The organism is Bacterioplanoides sp., from assembly GCF_965219715.1.
In the GTDB taxonomy this organism is placed as follows: domain Bacteria; phylum Pseudomonadota; class Gammaproteobacteria; order Pseudomonadales; family Oceanobacteraceae; genus Bacterioplanoides.
The window spans coordinates 3,741,463-3,761,089 of record NZ_OZ244785.1 but is presented as its reverse complement, the minus strand read 5'-3'; the positions used below and the strand labels follow the sequence as shown (position 1 = coordinate 3,761,089).

Below are 19,627 nucleotides of genomic sequence, written 5' to 3'. Positions count from 1 at the left end.
AATGGAGTACATACGATGCCATCAGAGAATAACGTTGTCTCGGTTCAGGACATGAAAGCCCTCATTTATGGAGGATGCTTTCTCGCCTCAGGCGGCGGCGGCCCAGTGAGTATGGCGCTGAACTTCCTGGAGAAGATCAATCAAAGTATTCCTCTGATACCCACATCTCAATTAAAACCCGGTAAAAAATCAGCCATTGTGGCAGATCTTGGCTCACCAGATGCCGCTGCCGAGGGACGTGGCTATACAGCTCCGGTTAACGCATACAAATCTCTTAACGCTTACCTTAAACAACAAGAAAACAAAGAAATAGAATATTTCCTTCCCGCTGAAATAGGTGCAGTTAATACTCTGATTCCTTTTTTCATTGCGTCACAGTTTAATCCACCTCTTGCTGTTATCGATGCTGACCCTTCGGGACGAGCAGTGCCGCAAATGAACGAATCGATGCTTGAAGTTAATCAAGTCCCTTGCTGCCCAGCAATTATCGCCTCAGACACTAACGCTAGTGCAAACTGCAAATGGAGTAATGAAAGCTTCCATTCAGAATTGTTTACAAACAAGACCCCTACAGAGCTGGAAGATGCTGCTCGGGAAGTCGTAAGCCAACCAGCCTACGAACAAGTCGGTGGTATGGCGTGCTGGCCTATCGACAGTGACTATCTTTTATCGCAAGAAGCAGAAAGCTCTGTAATTCACAACTCAGTCAGCGCTGCGATTAAAGTTGGACACACCATACTTAATTCACCCGAACCAAGACATTTGGTTGAGACACTTAATGCACTGGGAATAGACAACTACGTTATTGATAACGGTTTGGTGCGCAAAGTAATTAACCGGACCAGTCACGGTTTTGATGTAGGTAAAATAGTATTCGCAACAATGGTTGGGGAGTTATGGGTTTACTATAAAAACGAAAGTCTTTTGGCATGGGACCCGCAAGCCAAGAAACCTCTGGTTATCGCTCCAGACTGTATTAACCTAATGAAGTTTGAGGATAGTGACCGCCTCTATGGTACTTCCCCCATTTCAACAGCCGATGTAAAAGAAGGGCAAGTATGTACGATCTGGGCAACAGCATGCGCTGAAGCAATGCGCAATGAAACAATTGAAAAGCTGTTTTTAACAGACATTGATCAGATTACCTCAGCATTTCCAGAGGATGGTGTGAAAGTTAAAGAGTATATTCCCGTACAACAACTGAACCCATAGTTATGATAAACCGTCAGGATAGGGAGCTATTAGAGTCAAGTTTGTTCTCAAAACTTTGGCAGAACTCTCCCGATAACATGTTTGTCCTTAAAGTTGTGGGTGATGATTTTTACATCGTCACCAGTAACGTCAAACAACAGGAGAAAGCGGAACTTGATGGCCCGAGTATCATCGACGTTCCGCTGCGCGAGTTATTACCTGACGACGTGTATCAACCCATACATCAGAACTATCAAAGATGCGTAGCAGCGAAAGAACCGATCCAGTACTCAGAAGAAGAAATATTCACCAGCAGTGATGGCAGCCCTAATTATTGGAATACAATTCTTCATCCGATGTTAGATGACTCTGGAGATGTCGAACTTATATTTGGGGTATCGCGCAATATAAGTGAATTAATTATCGCCCAAAAGAAAGCTGTAGAGGCTGCTGAAGCCGCTGAAAAGGCCAATAAAGTAAAAACTAATTTTCTGGCCAATATGAGCCATGAAATGCGCACACCACTAAACGGTATCAAAGGGGCCCTGGAACTTATCAAAAGCAGTGAAGACCCGAATGAAATCTCGGAGCTATTAACGGTTATTGAACATTCTGCCGATGCCCTATCACGACAAACGGAAGACGTCCTTGATTATGCAAAACTGGGTAATCAAAAACTGCAGCTTGATGAGCGTATATTTTCCATAATTGATTTATTAAAAACGAACGAAGCACAGCTCAGAAATTTGGCAGAGCAGCAAAATAATAAGCTCATCATCGACATCTGTGATCAGGTTCCAAAGAAACTACTGGGCGATCCGGATCGGATTCAGCAGATTCTTTTAAATCTTGGCAGTAATGCCAACAAGTTTACCGAAAACGGAACCGTTACTATAAAGGTAAAGCACGCCAACAGAGTTGAGAATAAACATCAGATTTATTTTTCTGTACGCGACAGTGGCATTGGTATTCGCGAAGAAGATCAACTCAAGCTATTTAAGCCGTTTAGCCAACTGGATGACTCAACTACAAAAAAGTTTCCAGGAACCGGGCTGGGTCTTGCTATCTGTAAAAACCTGGTTGAACTAATGGGCGGAGGCATAACTGTTAACAGCGCTCCTGCTGTTGGCTCTGAATTCAGTTTCTCTCTTTGGCTGCAAGAACCCCAAGCCTGCCAACTGGAAAAGCACACAAAACCCAAAAACCTATCTCTAGAGCATCTCGATTTACTATTGGTTGAAGACAATCCGACCAATCAGCTGATTACCGGCAAAATGCTACGTAAAGCAGGGGCTAACGTTGTCATTGCCGAACATGGCCGCCAGGCGTTAGAACTGTGTCAGCAACAGACCTTTGATCTGATTTTGATGGATTGGCATATGCCGGTTATGGATGGCCTTCAAGCGACGGAAGAGCTACGAGCGAACGAGGTCAATAACCAACGCACACCAGTCATTGGTTTAACAGCCAATGTTATGGAAAAAGATCGTGAGAAATGTCTGCGAGCGGGTATGAGTGAAGTTATTACTAAGCCAGTTGGCTACAACACGCTAATCGCAACGGTGATCCGTTACTCTCACTCACAAAGCTGTGAATTGTCCGGCTGACAAACAGCACATTCCCAACCACTTAGTCAGCTTTTTGTTTTACACTAAGGCAAAACAAAATACTGAGTACAACATCCATGACCTATCCGCGCGATATGGTTGGCTACGGCCAGCACGCTCCCGACCCTCAATGGCCAAATCCATCTGGTAACGGCAACGCCCGCATTGCGGTTCAGTTTGTGATCAATTACGAGGAAGGTGGCGAGAACTGTATTCTGCACGGCGACAAAGCCTCAGAAGCTTTCCTGTCAGAAATTGTTGGTGCGCAGGCGCTTGAAGGCGTGCGTCATATGAATATGGAATCGATCTACGAGTACGGCAGTCGCGCTGGCTTCTGGCGCCTGCACCGTATGTTCACCCAACGTAATATGCCGGTGACCGTGTATGGCGTAGCCACTGCTCTGCAGCGCAACCCGGAAATTGTGCAGGCGATGAAGGATGCCGATTGGGAAATCGCTTCCCACGGCCTGAAATGGATCGACTACCAATACATCGACAAAGAAGTCGAACGAGAGCACATCGCTGAAGCCATTCGTATCCATACCGAAGTCACCGGTGAACGCCCGCAGGGCTGGTACACCGGTCGTATGAGCCCGAACACGCGTGATCTGGTGGTTGAAGCCGGTGGTTTTGCCTACGACAGCGATTCCTACGCTGATGACCTGCCGTACTGGAGTCATGAGTACGATGAACCACATCTGGTCATTCCTTATACCCTCGACAGTAACGACATGCGGTTTGCCACCAATCAGGGCTTTAACTCGGGTGACCAGTTCTTCACTTACCTGAAAGATTCGTTTGATGTGTTATACGCCGAAGGCACAGAGAATCCGGCAGCGGCAAAAATGCTGAACATTGGTTTGCATTGCCGCCTGGTCGGTCGCCCCGGCCGTGCTGCGGCACTGGCACGCTTCCTGGACTACGTACAAAGCCACGACGACGTCTGGGTTACCCGTAGGATTGATATCGCCGATCACTGGCGCAAAGTGCACCCGGCAACCAAATAATCCGATTTACACCAGCTTCCTCCCTCACCGCCTGTGGTAACAACCCAGGCGGCTTTTTTATCTCCATGCATTAGCCCTGAAAGTTATACCCCTATAAAATTCGTTGTCGTTTCTGGTGCGGAAAATCCCTTAAAATAAAGAAATCCCTGATGAGGCTCCCTCATGTTTTCTTTATTCAAAACCAATCCACTGAAGAAACTGCAAAAGCAATATGACGCCAAACTGGAGAAAGCCATGCTTGCCCAACGCAATGGCGACATCCGCGGTTATTCTGAAATCACCGCAGAAGCCGAAGTCATCTACCTCAAACTGCAACAACTGAAAGCTCAGGACGCTGCCAAATAGCACTGCCCTGCGCTTTCTGATCGATGCAAAACGAATCACGATGTGCCTGCCCGGCGCAGAACACATCGTGACCAGCGTCTCTTATCGTTGCTGGTATTCACTTATCTTCGCCTGTCATCACTTACGATGTGACTTTCCTGCCTCTGCTGCATTCGCTCACAACGGTCTCACACTATCCTGTCAGTACAGCTGCCGTTCATCTTTTTTGTGATACACTAATGTCTCATATAAATTAAATCGCTAAATACGGTGAGAGTGATGAATCTGACAAACTCCATACTGACAAGCGCTGCGATTGTTGCCGCCATCTGGTTGTTAGTGGTCTACCAGCCTGTTTCAGTAAATCAGGCAATTGCTGCTCCGACAGACCGTTCTGACTGGACAACCGAGGCAACCAGCGAGGCCGACGTACCAGCAGCAAGCCCGGCTCCGAACAACGCGGTTCAGCACATCGCCCAGGGGCCGCAGACATCGGCACCGCTGGCATCGGCGTCAGAGCAAACGACAGCCAAATCACAGAGTGGTGCTATCGCAATTCGTGGTGTCAGCGACACCATGCCACTGACAGAAGTTGATCAATTATGGACGGACTTTATTCCGTTACTGGAAAAAACGTCGCAACGCCCGGAACGGATATTCGTTTATTACCGCAATTTTGATTCCGCCTACAGCCAGGCACGTATCACCATTGGTGTTCGTCAGCAATTGCTGCAAACCAACGGTACCAGTGTCGAAATTCCTGTCTTTAAGCGCTATCAGACCCTGTTAGCCAGACAAGATCGCAGCACCGCTGAATTGGCTGCGGGCTGGGACAAAATTGACTACAACCGCACGGTTAAGTCGGTACTGGAAATTCATTATCTGGACGCCGCCTACAATCCATCATCAAGCCAACTTTTTGTTGAATATCAATAATCATTGTTGAGAGAAGCTCATGGAATTTTTATCTCAGTTGTATCCTGCCGAACTCTTCTATTATTACGAACGCTTTGTTGATGACTGGTTCTTTGTGATCGCATTGGCTCTGTTTGTACTAGAGATGCTGCGTTACGCCATCAAAAAACAAATGGATCGTGGCCTGATTGCCGACAGTATTACCAACTACATTACACTGGCATTTTTTATCGGCATTACTTTCCTGGTCGGCCTGGCTTATCTGTCAGTATTTTTCTACGTGTATGACAATTTCCGCATCGCCGATATTCCATTAACCGGCTGGACCGTGATTGGCTGTTTAATTCTTGCCGATCTGGCGTATTACTGGGAGCACCGTTTTCTGCACTCGAATGGCTTTGCCTGGGCGACCCACACAGTGCATCACAGCTCGCCGCATTTTAATATTTCGGTGGCGTACCGTTTCGGACCGCTCGATTGGTTATTCCCAATGTTGTTCCATCTGCCACTGGCGTTGCTGGGCTTCCACCCGCTGTTGATCTTCCTGTGTGAAAAGCTGGTTCAGGTTTATCAGACACTGCTGCACACCGAAACCGTGTATAAAATGCCTAAATTTATTGAAGCCATTATGAATACGGCATCCCACCACCGGGTTCATCATGCAACGAACAGCCAATATCTCGATAAAAATTATGCTGGCATTCTGATTATCTGGGATCGCATGTTTGGCACCTTCGCAGAAGAGCAGGAAAAAGTACGCTACGGTGTGTATCCGCGCATCAATACCAATAACCCGATTAAGGTGTTCTTTGGTGGCTACGCCAAGTTGTTTAAGAAGATAGCGGATGCACCGGACTGGAAGTACCGACTGAATCTGATTGTCAGACCGCCTATCTGGGCCTGGGAACAGGAACAAGCTGCAAAAAAGAATAAGCCAAGCTAACAGTAAAAATAAAAAAGCCTTTGCTACTTACAGGAACTGCACCCCATAAGTTGGACAGTAGCAAAGGCTTTTTGCAGGACACAGTCCCAAACGTTATTCAGATAGCCACAGCAGCAATGCCTGGCGCTCTTCCTCTTTCATTTGAGTCAGGTTACCAAGTGGCATATAGCCGGTTTGCAGAGCAGGAATAGTCTTATCCTTTACCGCCCGGACTTGCTCAGCAGTCTCCAGCACAATGCCAGCCGGCGCAGAAGCAAACGCCGGATTAGTTGGCTGCTGTGCATGACAGGATGAGCAGCGCTGCTCAACAATCACCATCGCCTGTGCATCCGTCAGAATAGCCTCACCCGCTTTGGCTTCGATCTTCTTCGGTGCCATTACTGTCGCCAGAGAAATCAGCATCAGCGCCGCAATTAACAAAATCACGGGTTTAAATTCACCGCGATGACGCAGGTTAAAGAAGTGACGAGCAAAAGCACTGATAAAACCAATAGCCGCCAGCACCAACCAGCCGTACTCATGGCTATAGGTCATCGGGTAGTGATTACTGATCATGATAAAAATCAGCGGCAGGGTAAAATAGTTATTATGAGTCGAGCGTAATTTGGCAAACGCACCATACTTTGGATCCGGTGCTTCACCACGTTGTACCGCTTCAACCAGTGCGCGCTGAGCAGGCATAATGCCGAGAAATACATTACCCGCCATAATGGTGCCAATTATGGCGCCAACATGGATGTAGGCGCCACGCGCAGAGAAAATCTGGTTTGCCGCCCAGGAGGCAAACACCAGAATAGCAAACAGGATAACGCCAAATAATTTACCGTTATGACGTAATGGTGAGCGCACCATTAACTCGTAAATCGCAACTCCGGCGGTAATAAAGCCTAACCCAGCAGCAATGGCTTCACCCTGGGTGAGCTCCATCCGCGAGCTATCAATCAGAAAACTCTCGGCGCCGACATAATAAACCACCCACAGCATAACCATACCGGTCAGCCAGGTGGTGTAAGCTTCCCACTTAAACCAATGCAGATTGGTTGGCATGGCTTCCGGGCCTAACTTGTACTTGGCGACTTCATAAAACCCCCCACCGTGAATGGCCCATAAGTCGCCACCAATGCCTTTATCTTTTTTCCACTGCGGTGGCTCTTCTAGGCTGTTATCCAGCCAAACGAAATAAAACGATGCACCAATCCAGGCAACACCGGCAATAACGTGAAACCAACGGAAAAACAGGTTTAACCACTCGTAAAAATAGGCTTCCATTAACGCTTACCTCCATCACGACGGTGTAACAGCTCACCACCAACATAAGTGGATTTCACAGTGCGGTCGTCACCCAGAATAATCATGGCAAACAATTTTTCTGCCAGTGTTTTGCATTTGCTTTGTTTGAGTGACATCAGAGGTGTGGAGTTAAAATCCATCACAATAAAATCGGCTTCATTACCGGCTTTAAATGAGCCAATTTTATCTTCCAGTTTCAGCGTACGGGCGTTACCCAAAGTTGCCAGATATAAGCTCTTTAATGCTGACAGCTTATTACCGCGCAGCTGGCAGATCTTGTACGCTTCGTTCAAGGTTTGCAGCATGGAGAAGCTGGTACCGCCACCTACATCGGTTGCCACGCTGTAAGCCACTTGTTCTTTTTCCAGTTCGGCGATATCCAGCAGACCCGATCCTAAAAACAGATTCGACGTCGGACAGAAAGAAACACTCGAGCCGGTTTCACGGAAACGTTCGTGCTCACGCGGCGTCAGATGGATACCATGGGCGAACACACTGCGTTTGCCGAGCAGGTTATATTGATCATAAACGTCGAGGTAATCTTTCGATTCCGGGAACAGCTCCTGAACAAAGGCCACTTCATCTTTGTTTTCGGAAATATGCGTTTGCATATACACATCCGGATACTCATCCAGCAGTTGCCCGGCCTTCTCCAGCTGTTCCGGTGTGGAGGTAATCGCAAAGCGTGGTGTTACCGCATACAACTGACGGCCGTTGCCGTGCCAGCGCTCAATTAATTCTTTGCTGTCTTGGTAGCTGCTTTCAACGTCGTCACACAGGAATTCCGGCGCATTGCGATTCATCATCACCTTGCCGCAAATCATACGGGTATTGCGTTTTTCCGATGCTTCGAAGAAGGCATCAACACTTTGTTTATGGACGGTGCCAAACACCAGTGCTGTTGTTGTACCACACTTAACCAGCTCATCCAGAAAGAAGTTGGCGATCTTGCTGGCGTATTCTTTATCTTCAAACTGACGCTCAGCCGGGAAGGTATAATTGTTTAACCAGTCCAGTAATTGTTCGCCATAAGATGCAATCACTTCGACTTGCGGGAAGTGAATATGGGTATCAATCATACCTGGCATAATCAGGTAACCGCTGTAATCAACGATTTCGAAATCTTCCGGCAGATCTTTTTCAACGTCAGAAACCGGACCAGCTTTAATCACTTTGCCGTTTTCAACGACTAACGCACCGTCTTCGAAGAACTCGTAAGCAGCATCTCCGGCAATATCCGGATCATCCAGAAAATGAAGAATGCTGGCTCGATAAACAGTCGTGCTCTTTGTTTTCATTGTATTTCTCATCAACGTTATTAATCAGTTAAAGCCGGATCTCGATCAGCTCATCCTGACTAAAATAAAATTCTTCACAGTTGTTGCCTTCGCCCTTGCGATCAACAACCAGAAAATCACAGACTTTATTTAAACCAAGCACCGGGTGATGCCAGGTATTCATATGATAATTAATTCCCTGATCCGCTTGCGCCAGAAACAGGTGCAGATTTTCAGGTTTCAGATCCTCAACCGCATCCGCCACTAATACCAGATACGGCTCTCCAGACAGCGGGTGAAATGACTGACTGCCACGCGGATGACGTTCCATCATTTCGATACGCATACTGCTTTGGTCAGCGTCCGCCTCTACCATTCTTGGTTGAGCCCGAAAAATGTTAATCACCGCTGTATCTTGCGGGTTTTCGGTTTGTACTTTCACCAGCGAGTCATAACGCTCGGTGTTGCCGCCATTAATCATAATTGGCGTCGTTGTACCCGCTTCAACCACATCACCAAACGGCGCAAAGGCTTCTGCAGTTAATGGTTGAGGTTTTAAAATAAAGGTCATAATTTTTTCTTCTGAGATTCAGAGTCTTCGCAACCTGAAGCATGTATTCTTGCAAGTCGCAGCAAGTACATCCCTGTATGCTCGTTCGCGCCATCCATGGCGCCAAGGCTTGCCCGAACACATACTCCAGATTGCTGATCCGCACAAAAGATGTGATGAATATATTTCTGAGACAGTCTGCACCAGGGATGGGGCAGTCGAGCCTACAGGGACGTATTAACGCCGAGCCGAAAACATATATTCATCATAGTTTTTGTGTTCATCAAAAACTCAGCTTCCTCTGTAAGTCGACATACCATGTGCAGAAATCAACAGCGGTACATGGTAGTGCTCGTCCAGATTTTCGATACGGAACTCGAACGACACACTGGGATAAAAGCAGGTCAGCCCCTGTTTTTCAAAGTAAGGGTCGGTGGCAAATGAAATCTTATAAACACCGGCTTCACGCTGCTGACCAGCCAGCCAATCAAGAATGCGGCCGTCGCTATTGGTTTCACCGCTGGCAATCTCTGCCCAGTTTCCTGCGCCGTCACGCTTTTCCAGCACCACAGCCATACCCGCTGCTGGTTTGCCTAAATGCGTGTCTAACACATGAGTCGTAATCGGAGATGGTGCTGACATTGGTTATTCCTCAGGCAGTAGCTTATTAATTCGAATGGCGGTGATTTTTGCTTGCTCAGCCGCGGCATTTACCAGCTCTTGTTCGCGTGAATTCGGTAAACGTTGCTCCAGTAACTCCAGCATTTCAGCCGCAGACTTACCGGTGGCACAAACAATAAAAATAAAGCCGTTCTTATCGTGGTAATCGTTATTGCCTTTCGCCAGGCGTTCAATCACTTCATCACTGGCTTCATTCACAGAGCTTTGTTCACCAGAAGCCAGTTTTTTGGTGTGTGCGTATTTAGCTTTTAAGCTCGACACATCACCAATTTTTGGATGGCCTTCAAAAGCCTGCAGAAAATCACTTTCGCCAAGCTTACTCCATACAGTTTCAGCAACGCTCAGGCATTGTTCAACATTCGCATAAGGGCGTGCAGCGACCATACCCTCAATCCAGTTTTTTGAGGTGCAACAGTTTTCAAACGCAAACGCGGCGTCCTGTTCATTTAACTGGTTAAGTTGTTCTACGGTATACGTTAAATCTGCCATGTTATTTGCCCGTCACGCTTGCCAATGATTCAGATGGATACCCCCACAGACGAACACGGCTGATGCCACCATCCGGATACATTTTAACGCGTACGTGGGTAAAGGCCTGATCGTTATTCTGCACTTCTTTTTTGAAGGTATGCTCACGGTCATCATACAGACGTGTGCGATCCATAATTGGTTGCCAGTTAATTTCTGACGGCTGTGCACGGCCAGACATTAATGCATCCTGATGAGAATCGGCTTCCAGCGCCGCCACATCGGCGGCTTGTTCTTCGGTCAGCACTGCGGCTTCAATGGCAAAGCTGTGTGGGTAGTTGCCTTTAAAGTGTGCAGTATCCACCAGCACTTTTTCGATGCTGCCTTTGGCGGCTAATTTCAGAATTAACCAGTCATTAAAGCGATCTTTTTCGGCATCACCGATGGTACGACGACGTTTGGTTTCCCAACCGTCACCCATGTTCACACCACGGCCAGGCATGATCATGTTTTCCATATGAGAGAAGAACATATCGGAGCACACAACCGGACGTGCACCGTTTTTGATATAAGCTAAATCAATGAGTTCACCCGGCAGGAACAAATCCGCATCCGGAATCACTTCGCCGTAAACTTTTAACCGAGCGATACCGCCATCCGGGTACATGTTCAGGCGTACATGAGTCCAGACCTGCTCAGACTCAACGGCAAAATAATGTGGTGCACCCGGACCAACCTCAGAGCGAACCACAATTTCAGTCCACTCAGTATTGTCATCCGGATTGCCTTCACTGACACACGCTTCTAAAGAAACGCTCTGTGGTGCGTTACCCAGGAAATGGGCGGTATCAACATTAACACCACGAATAATCCCCTGCGCACCCAGTTTGATGATGCACCAATCGTACTCCAGACCATCATCTGTGGTGCCGTCTGGCAAGAAACGACGACGGCGGCTTTCCCAACCATCCATCAGTTGCCCACGTTCAGTAAACACGCCTTTCTGGAACACCGGATCTTCCAGCTTCAGCAGGTTTTCCATTTCAGCAAAAAAGTCGTTGCTGCAGGCAATCGCCTGACCACCTAATTTACGACTGGCCAGATCGGTGTATAGAGTTTCAAACGGGTCTTTCACAGAATCATCAGTATTCATAGTGTTTTTAAATTGGTGTTTTAAATAGGTGTTATTAAGTGTTTTCGTTTAAATAAAAGATCAATCTGACAGCTTTAATGATGCACCGGTACCCGTGGTATCCACACTACGCTGATCATTGGCCAATTCCTGCTTAATGCTTTTCCAGCTCAGGCCACGCTGTTTTTTATCTGTTTCCGCATCAGTGCCTTGGTGCTGCAGCGCGATTAACTCTCCGGCAATCGAAACAGCAACTTCCATCGGTAACTTACCCGGCACAGCACTTAAGCCCACCGGGCAAATAACCCGCTGAATATCGTCCTGAGAAAAGTCACGGGCTTCCAGGCGACGAATAAAGCGCTGAGCTTTGGTATCAGAACCAATTAAACCAATATGATTGAGCCCCGGATGCTTTAGCGCGGCTTCCGTTAACTCATAATCCAGCTGATGATTATGCGTCAGAATTAATACGTTAGCCCCGGCAGGCAGATTTTCCATCTCGTAGGTTGGATCGTCACTAACAACGGCATTAATATTCGCCGCTGTTTCAGCCGGGAATAACTCCGCACGGCTATCCACCCAGGTCACTTTGCACGGCAAGCCCGATAAAATGTTCATCAGCGCTTTAGCAACATGCCCGGCACCAAACACTGCGACCTGAAAATCGCAGGCGGCAAAGGTTTCAATTAATACGGTTGCACTGCCACCACAGCACTGGCCTAACGACGCACCCAGCGGAAAGTGATCTATTTGTTGTGAATCCACATTAGCAATCAATAGCTCACGTGCTTTATTGGTCACAACAAATTCGAGATGCCCACCACCAATGGTGTCGTAGGTTTTTTCTCCGGTAATCACCATTTTGCTGCTTTGATCGCGTGGTGTAGAACCAGTGCAACCCAATACCGTTACCAGTGCATAGGCTTCGCCTTTATGCTGGCATTTTTGTACCGCATCAAACCAATGTTGAGAGCGCATCAGCAGTTACCTCCGAAGCGTTTGGTGTCAGAGTCTGAATCAAAGCACAACGGTTGGTTGTTATTGTTCGAGGCCGTCTGCGACATGGATGTCGCAGCCGAGCGTACAGGGACGTATTTACCGCGTGCCTTCGAACAAAAATTACCAACTGAGTTGTGCGTTTTCATAAAATCAGCCTTTTGCCTGCACTTCCTGAACCGCAAATAGCACTTTCTCAGGCGTCGCCGGGGTATCCAGACGTGGATTCAGCTTGTAATCACCCACGCTGGCAATCGCATCTCGAATCGCACTCCACACTGAAATACCGTGCATAAACGGAGGCTCACCCACCGCTTTCGAGCGGTAGACAGTCGCTTCACCATTCGGACGGTCTTCCATCAGGTCCACATTAAATTCAAACGGGGTATCACCCACCGCCGGAATTTTATAGGTCGCCGGGCCATTACTGGTTAAGCGGCCATCGTTATTCCAAACCAGCTCTTCGGTGGTTAACCAACCCATGCCCTGAATAAATGCACCTTCGATCTGGCCCACATCAATATCCGGATTTAATGAACGGCCCACATCATGAAGAATATCGACGCGCTGCAAGCGGTGTTCGCCCGTTAAAGTATCAACAATTACTTCACTCACTGCCGCGCCATTAGCGTAATAGTAGAACGGGCGACCTTTTCCAGATTCACGATCGTAGTGAATCTTCGGTGTTTTATAAAAACCGGTCGACGACAGTGGCACACGACCCATATACGCCTGCTGCACAAAATCAGCAAACGGAACGCGTTGTTCTTCACCATCTTTTTGATAAACCAGATGGCTATCGAATAATTTAACGCTATCGACGTCCGCCTGATAATGCTCGTAAGCGAACGCGAATAATCCTTCTTTAATCCGTAAACAGGCATCGCGAGCTGCCATACCGTTTAAGTCGGTACCGGAAGAGGCTGCCGTTGGCGAAGTATTCGGCACTTTATCGGTGCGGGTAGCGGATACCTGAATGGTATCCAGGTCGACCTGGAATTCTTCAGCAACTACTTGAGCTACTTTCAGGAATAACCCCTGGCCCATTTCCGTACCACCGTGATTCAGGTGGATGCTGCCATCAGTGTAAATATGCACCAAAGCGCCCGCCTGATTGAGGAACTGTACGGTGAAAGAAATACCAAATTTAACCGGCGTTAATGCCAGGCCTTTTTTCAGAAGCGGGCTGGTTTTATTAAACTCATTAATCGCTTCACGACGGGCCCAGTAATCAGAGCTTTTTTCTAAATCAGAAATTAATTCCGACAATAAATTGTGTTCAACTTTCTGACCGTAGTGGGTTTCGTCACGCGGATCAATGTCACCGTCGGCGGTGCGGATATGATCATGGGTCACACCGTATAAATTACGCTTACGAATGGTCAGTGGATCTTCACCTAAATGACGGGCAATATCGTCCATCATTAATTCCGCCAGAATCACACCCTGCGGACCACCAAAACCACGATATGCGGTATTTGAGACTTTGTGAGTTTTCGCCCGATGACCGGTAACCGTGGCGTTATTCAGATAATAAGCGTTATCGGAATGGAACATCGCACGGTCAACAATCGCGTCACTTAAATCCGGCGAGTTACCACAATCACCGGTAACAATTAAATCGGCGCCGTGAATAATGCCCTGCTCGTCAAAACCAACATCGTACTGGTTATAGAATGGGTGACGTTTACCCGTCATCACCATGTCGTCATGGCGAGTCATACGGTATTTAACCGGCTTACCGGTTTTATGCGCCATGATGGCGGCAATACAGGCTAATGGTGCGGCCTGAGTTTCTTTACCACCAAAACCACCACCCATACGGCGCACTTCAACCTGCACCTTATTAATGCTGATATCCAACACTTCAGCGACCAGTTTCTGGACTTCGGTCGGATGCTGGCTGGAAGAATACACATGCATGCCACCGTCTTCGGTTGGCAACACAGAACACACCTGGCCTTCGAGATAGAAGTGCTCCTGACCATTAACGTGCATCTGTCCCTGAATACGATGAGCCGCATTATTTAATGCAGTTTCAGAATCACCACGCTTATGCTGGTGAGTCGGGCGAACGAAGAACTTCTGATCCAGAGCTTTTTCAACATCCAGCACCGGCTCGAGAATTTCATATTCAATGTTGGCTTTTTTAACCGCTGCACGGGCAATCTCAATACTGGTCGCGGCCACCGCAAAAATCGGTTGGCCAACGTATTCGCAGATTTCTTCCACCAACACCGGGTCGCCAGAAAAAACGGGGCCAATGTCAACGTGACCCGGTACATCTTCTACCGCAATCACATCAACGACCCCCAAGGTTTCTCTAACTGCGAAGAGATCGATCGACTTAATTTTCGCATGTGGGTAAGCACTGCCACCCACTGCGATGTGCAACTGATTGGGTAATTCCGGCATGTCATCAACATACACGGCTTTACCGGAAACGTGTTTTTCAGCACTTTCGTGCTTCATGCTTTGCCCCGTGTGACCTTTCGACTTTTTTGTCTTTACCGGGCGCTGACGCTGAGCCGCTTCATTTTCAGGAGTATCAATTAACTTACGCATTGTGATTCTCCATCAGGTTAATGGTGTCGCTTGCAGCCACCTGGCTGGAATGGATATTTTCAATACGGGAAATGCTGTCTGGCTGAAGCAACTCCAACGCACATTTCTGCACCAGATTTTTCGCCACCAATAAACGGTATTCATCGGTCGCACGTACGTCGGACATTGGTGTAAAGTCCTCGGACAGCTTTTCTGCCGCCTGACGGAACTGAGTGCCGTTTACCGGTAATCCGGTTAAAGCATTTTCAAGCTCAGCAGCCGCTTTCGGAATGGCAGCCATACCACCAAAGCCTGTGCTGATTGCGGTTACTTTTTTATCTTCAGATAGTGTGACTTTAAACGCTGCCAGAACCGCAGAAATATCGTCTTCCAGGCGCTTGGAAATTTTGTAAACCTTCAGCTGCTCAGCGGCTTTCAGTTTCGGTATCTTGATCGTACGAACGTATTCACCCGGCTGCTGGACGGTTTTCTTATAGTCGACAAAAAAGTCCTGTAATTTCAGCCAGCGCGAGCCGCTATCGTTCACCACACCTGGAGCGGAGGCAAGTTCAATACAGGCGCCTAGCGCTAATAACACCGGCGGCGTGTCACCGATAGGAGAAGCATTGGCAATATTACCGCCAAGGGTGCCGTTGTTGCGTACCTGGCGTGAACCCAGACGCTGCAGCAGTTGAGCAAATTCCGGGAAGTAATGAGCCAGCAGCGGCTCAATATCGCTATAAGTTGCTGCCGCACCAATTAACAGCGCATGCTCTTCATCGTTGATGGTTTTTAACGAATCAATGCTATTGATGGCGATCAGCTTGTCGATGGGCTTAAGGAACTGGGTGACATCCAGTGCCAGATCGGTTGCACCAGCCACCAATCGGGCTTGTGGATATTGCTGCAGCAGCTGTTTTAACTGATCTTCATTCTCTGGCGCCCAGGCCTGTTGCTCAGCGTTACCAAAACCTGCTTGCTCTGTTGCTTCAGCGATATCCGTTTTAACCTCGGGTTGCCATACCTGAACCGCGTTATCACGGTTGTCCGGGTAGTCATTGAGATGGGAGGCAGCTTCGATGATAGGACGATAACCGGTGCAGCGGCACAGGTTGCCCGACAGCGCTTCGATGATCTGATGTTGTGTCGCTTGCTGCTGAGCATCTTCGCCATTGTTAATGGACTCATGCAGCGCCGCCAAAGACATCACAATACCCGGGGTACAAAAGCCACACTGAGAACCATGGTAATCCACCATCGCCTGCTGCGCCGGGTGTAGCTGAGCGTCGCCATCTCCACCATTAAGCGTGCCGCGACCGGTCACCAGCGCATCAACCGTGACAACGCTTTTACCATTCAGCTGAGCAACAAAGGTGATACAGGCATTGATCGCTTTGTAGCGCCACTGACCTTCCTGTTTCTCACCCAGAAGAACGGAGCAGGCACCACAATCACCTGAACCACACCCTTCTTTTGTACCTGTCTGAGCCTGCTGAGATCGTAAATAGCGTAATAATGTCGTATCACTGGCTAAATCTTGTACGATTGTCAGGTTCCCATTCAAAAAAAATCGAACCACGTCTGCGTCTGCCTCTTCATTCTTATAACTGTGATTTCTTCTCACGGAATCACATAGCAATATCCTGACCAATTAGACAACTTAATATATATGTATGGCAAGTGCTGTTATGCGCCAGGCATATTTAGTCAGTTCAAAGCTTTGCTATATCGCTGATTATTTCTGTTACCAAAAGACTTATTCGTTAAAAATTTATAAGCAGTTGTTACCGCAATACCCAATCAATAATAATCTAACCATTCAGTCAGGTTTGCACCAATATAAAACAAGAGGTTATTAATACTGCACCGGATATGTGCATTTATATCCGACAAAAATACCAGTCGACCGAAAACGGAGCGCATTTTCGGCGCATTTAATCCCCCGAATAAGCTGACCTTTTGATTAAATTTTTATTAAAATGCCGCTTTTCTTCCTACACCCCAATAAAAATGGCAGGCGAATTGCTTTGTCATTTCGACCAGGCGGTCAGAAGCTGTATATGAAAAGAATAGAATTAAACAAAATTACCAAACGATATCCGGGGTGTGTTGCCAACGATCAGGTTAGCCTGACGGTCAATGCCGGAGAAACACATGCGCTGTTAGGCGAAAACGGTGCCGGTAAAAGTACCCTGATGAAAATCATTTACGGAGTGGTTGCTCCGGATGAAGGTCAGATGTATTGGCAGGGAGAAGCGGTACGCATCAGCGGCCCATCCCATGCACGGGAACTTGGCATTGGTATGGTGTTTCAGCACTTCTCGTTGTTTGAAACCCTGACGGTGGCAGAAAACATTGCGTTAAGTTTGCCACCAGAAGAAAGCAAAGATCTGTCGGCGTTAAGCCAGCGTATTCGCGAAGTGTCGCAACGTTATGGCATGACTTTGGACCCGGACCGATACGTCAACACCTTATCAATCGGTGAACAGCAGCGGGTCGAAATTGTTCGCTGTTTATTGCAGGACGTAAAACTGCTGATTCTCGATGAGCCAACCTCGGTACTGACTCCCCAGGAAGTGGAAGTGTTATTCCACACCCTGCGTCAGCTTGCTGAAGAAGGCTGCAGCATCTTATTTATCTCCCACAAGCTGGATGAAGTTCGGGCCTTGTGTGATAACGCCACTATTTTGCGTGGCGGCAAAGTTACCGGGCACTGTGACCCACGGGTAACATCCACCGAAGAAATTGCGCGTTTAATGGTGGGTGATGATACGCCACTCAGTGAACATTACGAGCGTGCCGAAGGTGGCGAAGCATTCCTGAATATCCGCGAACTGGATTTTAAATCCGATGATCCGTTCGCCACCGCATTAAAGAATATCAACCTGGAAGTAAAAGCCGGTGAAATTCTTGGTATCGCCGGAGTTGCCGGTAACGGTCAGGAAGAATTATTAAACCTGATCAGCGGTGAAGAAACCTGCAATGCTGAAAGCGTTTTATTTGCTGGTAAAGCGGTAGGTAACCATGGGCCGGAAAAACGCCGCCTGGCAGGCCTGGGCTTTGTACCGGAAGAACGTCTGGGCCGTGGTGCCGTGCCGGATATGTCACTGGAAGACAATGGTTTATTAACCGCCTATCAGGGCAACCTGACGAAAAATGGCTGGATTAATAAAAGTAAAGTGAGAGCTTTCGCTGAAACCATTATCGAAAAATTTAATGTAAAAACCGCTGGCAGCCTGGCACAGGCGAAATCATTGTCCGGTGGTAATTTACAGAAATATATTATCGGCCGGGAAATGCTGCAAAACCCGAAATTACTGGTGTGTTCTCACCCGACCTGGGGAGTCGACATTGGTGCCGCTATTTTAATTCGTCATGCGTTAATTGATTTACGTGATAAAGGCGCAGCCATTCTGGTGGTATCGGAAGATATCGATGAGCTGTATTCCATCAGCGATCGCATTTGTGCGATTTGTGATGGCCGCCTGTCACCTGTTGCCAAAACCGATGACGTCTCAATCAATCAATTAGGCTTGTGGATGGCCGGTGACTTTGATCATCAGAGCAACTCTTCCACTGCTTCATCCACCACCGAGCCGGATCAATCATTATGCTAACGCTGGAAAAACGTCCATCCGACAGTAAGGCGATGTCTTATCTGTCTCCGCTGCTGGCGATTTTGCTGACGCTGTTAAGCGGCGCTTTGTTATTCACCGCCATGGGGAAAGACCCGCTGGCGTCTCTGTATACCTTTTTTGTGTCGCCATTAAGTGATCTCTATGGCTGGACCGAACTGGGAACCAAAGCCGGGCCGCTATTACTGTGTGCCATGGGCCTGATGCTGTGTTTTAAAGCCAAGATCTGGAATATCGGCGCAGAAGGTCAGTTTATTTTAGGTGGCCTGGGTGGTGGTTATATCGCCCTGGAATTAATGGAAGCTGAAGGCCTCTGGGTATTACCGGCTGTTCTGTTTTTTGGTGCTTTGTGTGGCATGGCCTGGGCTGCACTGGCAGCGCTGTTAAAAACCAAATTTAACGCCAATGAAATTCTGACCACCATCATGCTGAACTACATCGCCTTAAACCTGCTGTTGTATGGCGTGCATGGGCCATTAAAAGATCCGGAAGGATTTAATTTTCCGGAGTCAGCGATCTTTTCAGAAGCCGCCACTCTGCCGGTACTGTTTGACGATTACCGCCTGAATATCAGCATTTTCTTTGCCCTGTTTGCGATGGCCGCCATCTGGACTCTGATGTCACGCAGCATGATGGGCTTCCAGATTGCCGTTCTGGGCGAAGACAAATCAGCCGCTGCGTTTGCAGGCTTTAAAGCCAACCGTCTGACCTGGCTGGCATTGTTAGCTTGTGGCGCTCTGGCGGGTTTAGCAGGTGTCAGCGAAGTGACCGGTACCGTTGGCCAGTTAACACCTTATATCTCCCCTGGATATGGCTATGCCGCCATTATTGTTGCCTTTCTTGGGCGCATGCATCCGCTGGGCATTTTGTTCGCCAGTATGCTGCTGGCCCTCACCTACATGGGTGGTGAAATGGCGCAGATGGATTTAGGCCTGCCGAAATCATTGACCGGCTTATTCCAGGGCATGCTGCTGTTTTATCTATTGGCCTGCGATCTGCTGATCAGCTATCGCATCGTAAAAGTTAAAAAACCATCAACCAGCCATTCAGTTGCTGCAGGCTAAACG

At 47.9% G+C, this 19,627-nt stretch carries 17 protein-coding genes; 8 read left to right on the top strand and 9 right to left on the bottom strand.

From position 1 onward, the window contains the following. Window positions 1-15 precede the first annotated feature (15 nt). The 6 genes from ACOQOZ_RS17440 (at window position 16) to ACOQOZ_RS17415 (ending at window position 5,987) form a co-directional block, all read left to right on the top strand. On the top strand, window positions 16-1,212 hold the full coding sequence (locus tag ACOQOZ_RS17440) for a DUF917 domain-containing protein (RefSeq protein WP_420589426.1): 1,197 nt from the start codon (window positions 16-18) through the stop codon (window positions 1,210-1,212). Window positions 1,213-1,214: 2 nt separating this feature from the next. After that, window positions 1,215-2,798, top strand: coding sequence for an ATP-binding protein (locus tag ACOQOZ_RS17435; RefSeq protein WP_420589425.1), 1,584 nt, complete (start codon window positions 1,215-1,217; stop codon window positions 2,796-2,798). A gap of 77 nt (window positions 2,799-2,875) precedes the next feature. Then, window positions 2,876-3,805 carry an allantoinase PuuE gene (gene puuE / locus ACOQOZ_RS17430; protein WP_420589424.1) on the top strand — a complete coding sequence of 310 codons (930 nt, stop codon included), beginning with the start codon at window positions 2,876-2,878 and terminating at the stop codon, window positions 3,803-3,805. A gap of 162 nt (window positions 3,806-3,967) precedes the next feature. Next, window positions 3,968-4,150 carry a DUF6435 family protein gene (locus ACOQOZ_RS17425; protein WP_420589423.1) on the top strand — a complete coding sequence of 61 codons (183 nt, stop codon included), beginning with the start codon at window positions 3,968-3,970 and terminating at the stop codon, window positions 4,148-4,150. A gap of 258 nt (window positions 4,151-4,408) precedes the next feature. Further along, window positions 4,409-5,065 (top strand): hypothetical protein, encoded by a 657-nt coding sequence (locus ACOQOZ_RS17420; protein ID WP_420589422.1) that lies wholly within the window; start codon window positions 4,409-4,411, stop codon window positions 5,063-5,065. 19 nt (window positions 5,066-5,084) lie between these two features. Next, complete coding sequence (locus ACOQOZ_RS17415; RefSeq protein WP_420589421.1) at window positions 5,085-5,987, top strand: sterol desaturase family protein; 903 nt, start codon at window positions 5,085-5,087, stop codon at window positions 5,985-5,987. Window positions 5,988-6,080: 93 nt separating this feature from the next. On the opposite strand, the gene ACOQOZ_RS17410 is transcribed toward ACOQOZ_RS17415, so the two are convergent. The 9 genes from ACOQOZ_RS17410 to xdhA all read right to left on the bottom strand — a co-directional run bounded on the left by ACOQOZ_RS17410 (window position 6,081) and on the right by xdhA (window position 16,504). Next, window positions 6,081-7,256 carry a urate hydroxylase PuuD gene (locus ACOQOZ_RS17410; RefSeq protein ID WP_420589420.1) on the bottom strand — a complete coding sequence of 392 codons (1,176 nt, stop codon included), beginning with the start codon at window positions 7,254-7,256 and terminating at the stop codon, window positions 6,081-6,083. Then, window positions 7,256-8,575, bottom strand: a complete 1,320-nt coding sequence (gene guaD, locus ACOQOZ_RS17405) for a guanine deaminase (RefSeq protein ID WP_420589419.1) — start codon at window positions 8,573-8,575, stop codon at window positions 7,256-7,258. The genes ACOQOZ_RS17410 and guaD overlap by 1 nt, the downstream gene beginning before the upstream one ends. 28 nt (window positions 8,576-8,603) lie before the next feature. Then, window positions 8,604-9,125 (bottom strand): ureidoglycolate lyase, encoded by a 522-nt coding sequence (locus tag ACOQOZ_RS17400; protein WP_420589418.1) that lies wholly within the window; start codon window positions 9,123-9,125, stop codon window positions 8,604-8,606. A gap of 270 nt (window positions 9,126-9,395) precedes the next feature. Next, complete coding sequence (uraH, locus tag ACOQOZ_RS17395) at window positions 9,396-9,746, bottom strand: hydroxyisourate hydrolase (protein WP_420589417.1); 351 nt, start codon at window positions 9,744-9,746, stop codon at window positions 9,396-9,398. A 3-nt stretch (window positions 9,747-9,749) separates the two neighbouring features. Next, the gene (gene uraD, locus ACOQOZ_RS17390) at window positions 9,750-10,274 is read right to left on the bottom strand and encodes a 2-oxo-4-hydroxy-4-carboxy-5-ureidoimidazoline decarboxylase (RefSeq protein WP_420589416.1); all 525 of its coding nucleotides are present in this window, start codon (window positions 10,272-10,274) and stop codon (window positions 9,750-9,752) included. 1 nt (window position 10,275) lies between these two features. Then, window positions 10,276-11,388 (bottom strand): allantoicase, encoded by a 1,113-nt coding sequence (gene alc / locus ACOQOZ_RS17385; RefSeq protein WP_420589415.1) that lies wholly within the window; start codon window positions 11,386-11,388, stop codon window positions 10,276-10,278. Window positions 11,389-11,466: 78 nt separating this feature from the next. After that, window positions 11,467-12,363 (bottom strand): xanthine dehydrogenase accessory protein XdhC, encoded by an 897-nt coding sequence (gene xdhC / locus ACOQOZ_RS17380; RefSeq protein ID WP_420589414.1) that lies wholly within the window; start codon window positions 12,361-12,363, stop codon window positions 11,467-11,469. 171 nt (window positions 12,364-12,534) lie between these two features. Next, window positions 12,535-14,946, bottom strand: coding sequence for a xanthine dehydrogenase molybdopterin binding subunit (gene xdhB, locus ACOQOZ_RS17375; protein ID WP_420589413.1), 2,412 nt, complete (start codon window positions 14,944-14,946; stop codon window positions 12,535-12,537). Next, window positions 14,939-16,504 carry a xanthine dehydrogenase small subunit gene (gene xdhA / locus ACOQOZ_RS17370; protein ID WP_420589412.1) on the bottom strand — a complete coding sequence of 522 codons (1,566 nt, stop codon included), beginning with the start codon at window positions 16,502-16,504 and terminating at the stop codon, window positions 14,939-14,941. The genes xdhB and xdhA overlap by 8 nt, the downstream gene beginning before the upstream one ends. 481 nt (window positions 16,505-16,985) lie before the next feature. Between xdhA and ACOQOZ_RS17365 the strand changes: the two genes are divergently transcribed. Continuing rightward, window positions 16,986-18,542, top strand: coding sequence for an ABC transporter ATP-binding protein (locus ACOQOZ_RS17365; protein WP_420589411.1), 1,557 nt, complete (start codon window positions 16,986-16,988; stop codon window positions 18,540-18,542). Continuing rightward, entirely contained in the window at window positions 18,536-19,624 is a 1,089-nt protein-coding gene (locus ACOQOZ_RS17360; RefSeq protein ID WP_420589410.1) for an ABC transporter permease, read from the top strand. The genes ACOQOZ_RS17365 and ACOQOZ_RS17360 overlap by 7 nt, the downstream gene beginning before the upstream one ends. The last annotated feature ends 3 nt before the right edge of the window (window positions 19,625-19,627 follow it).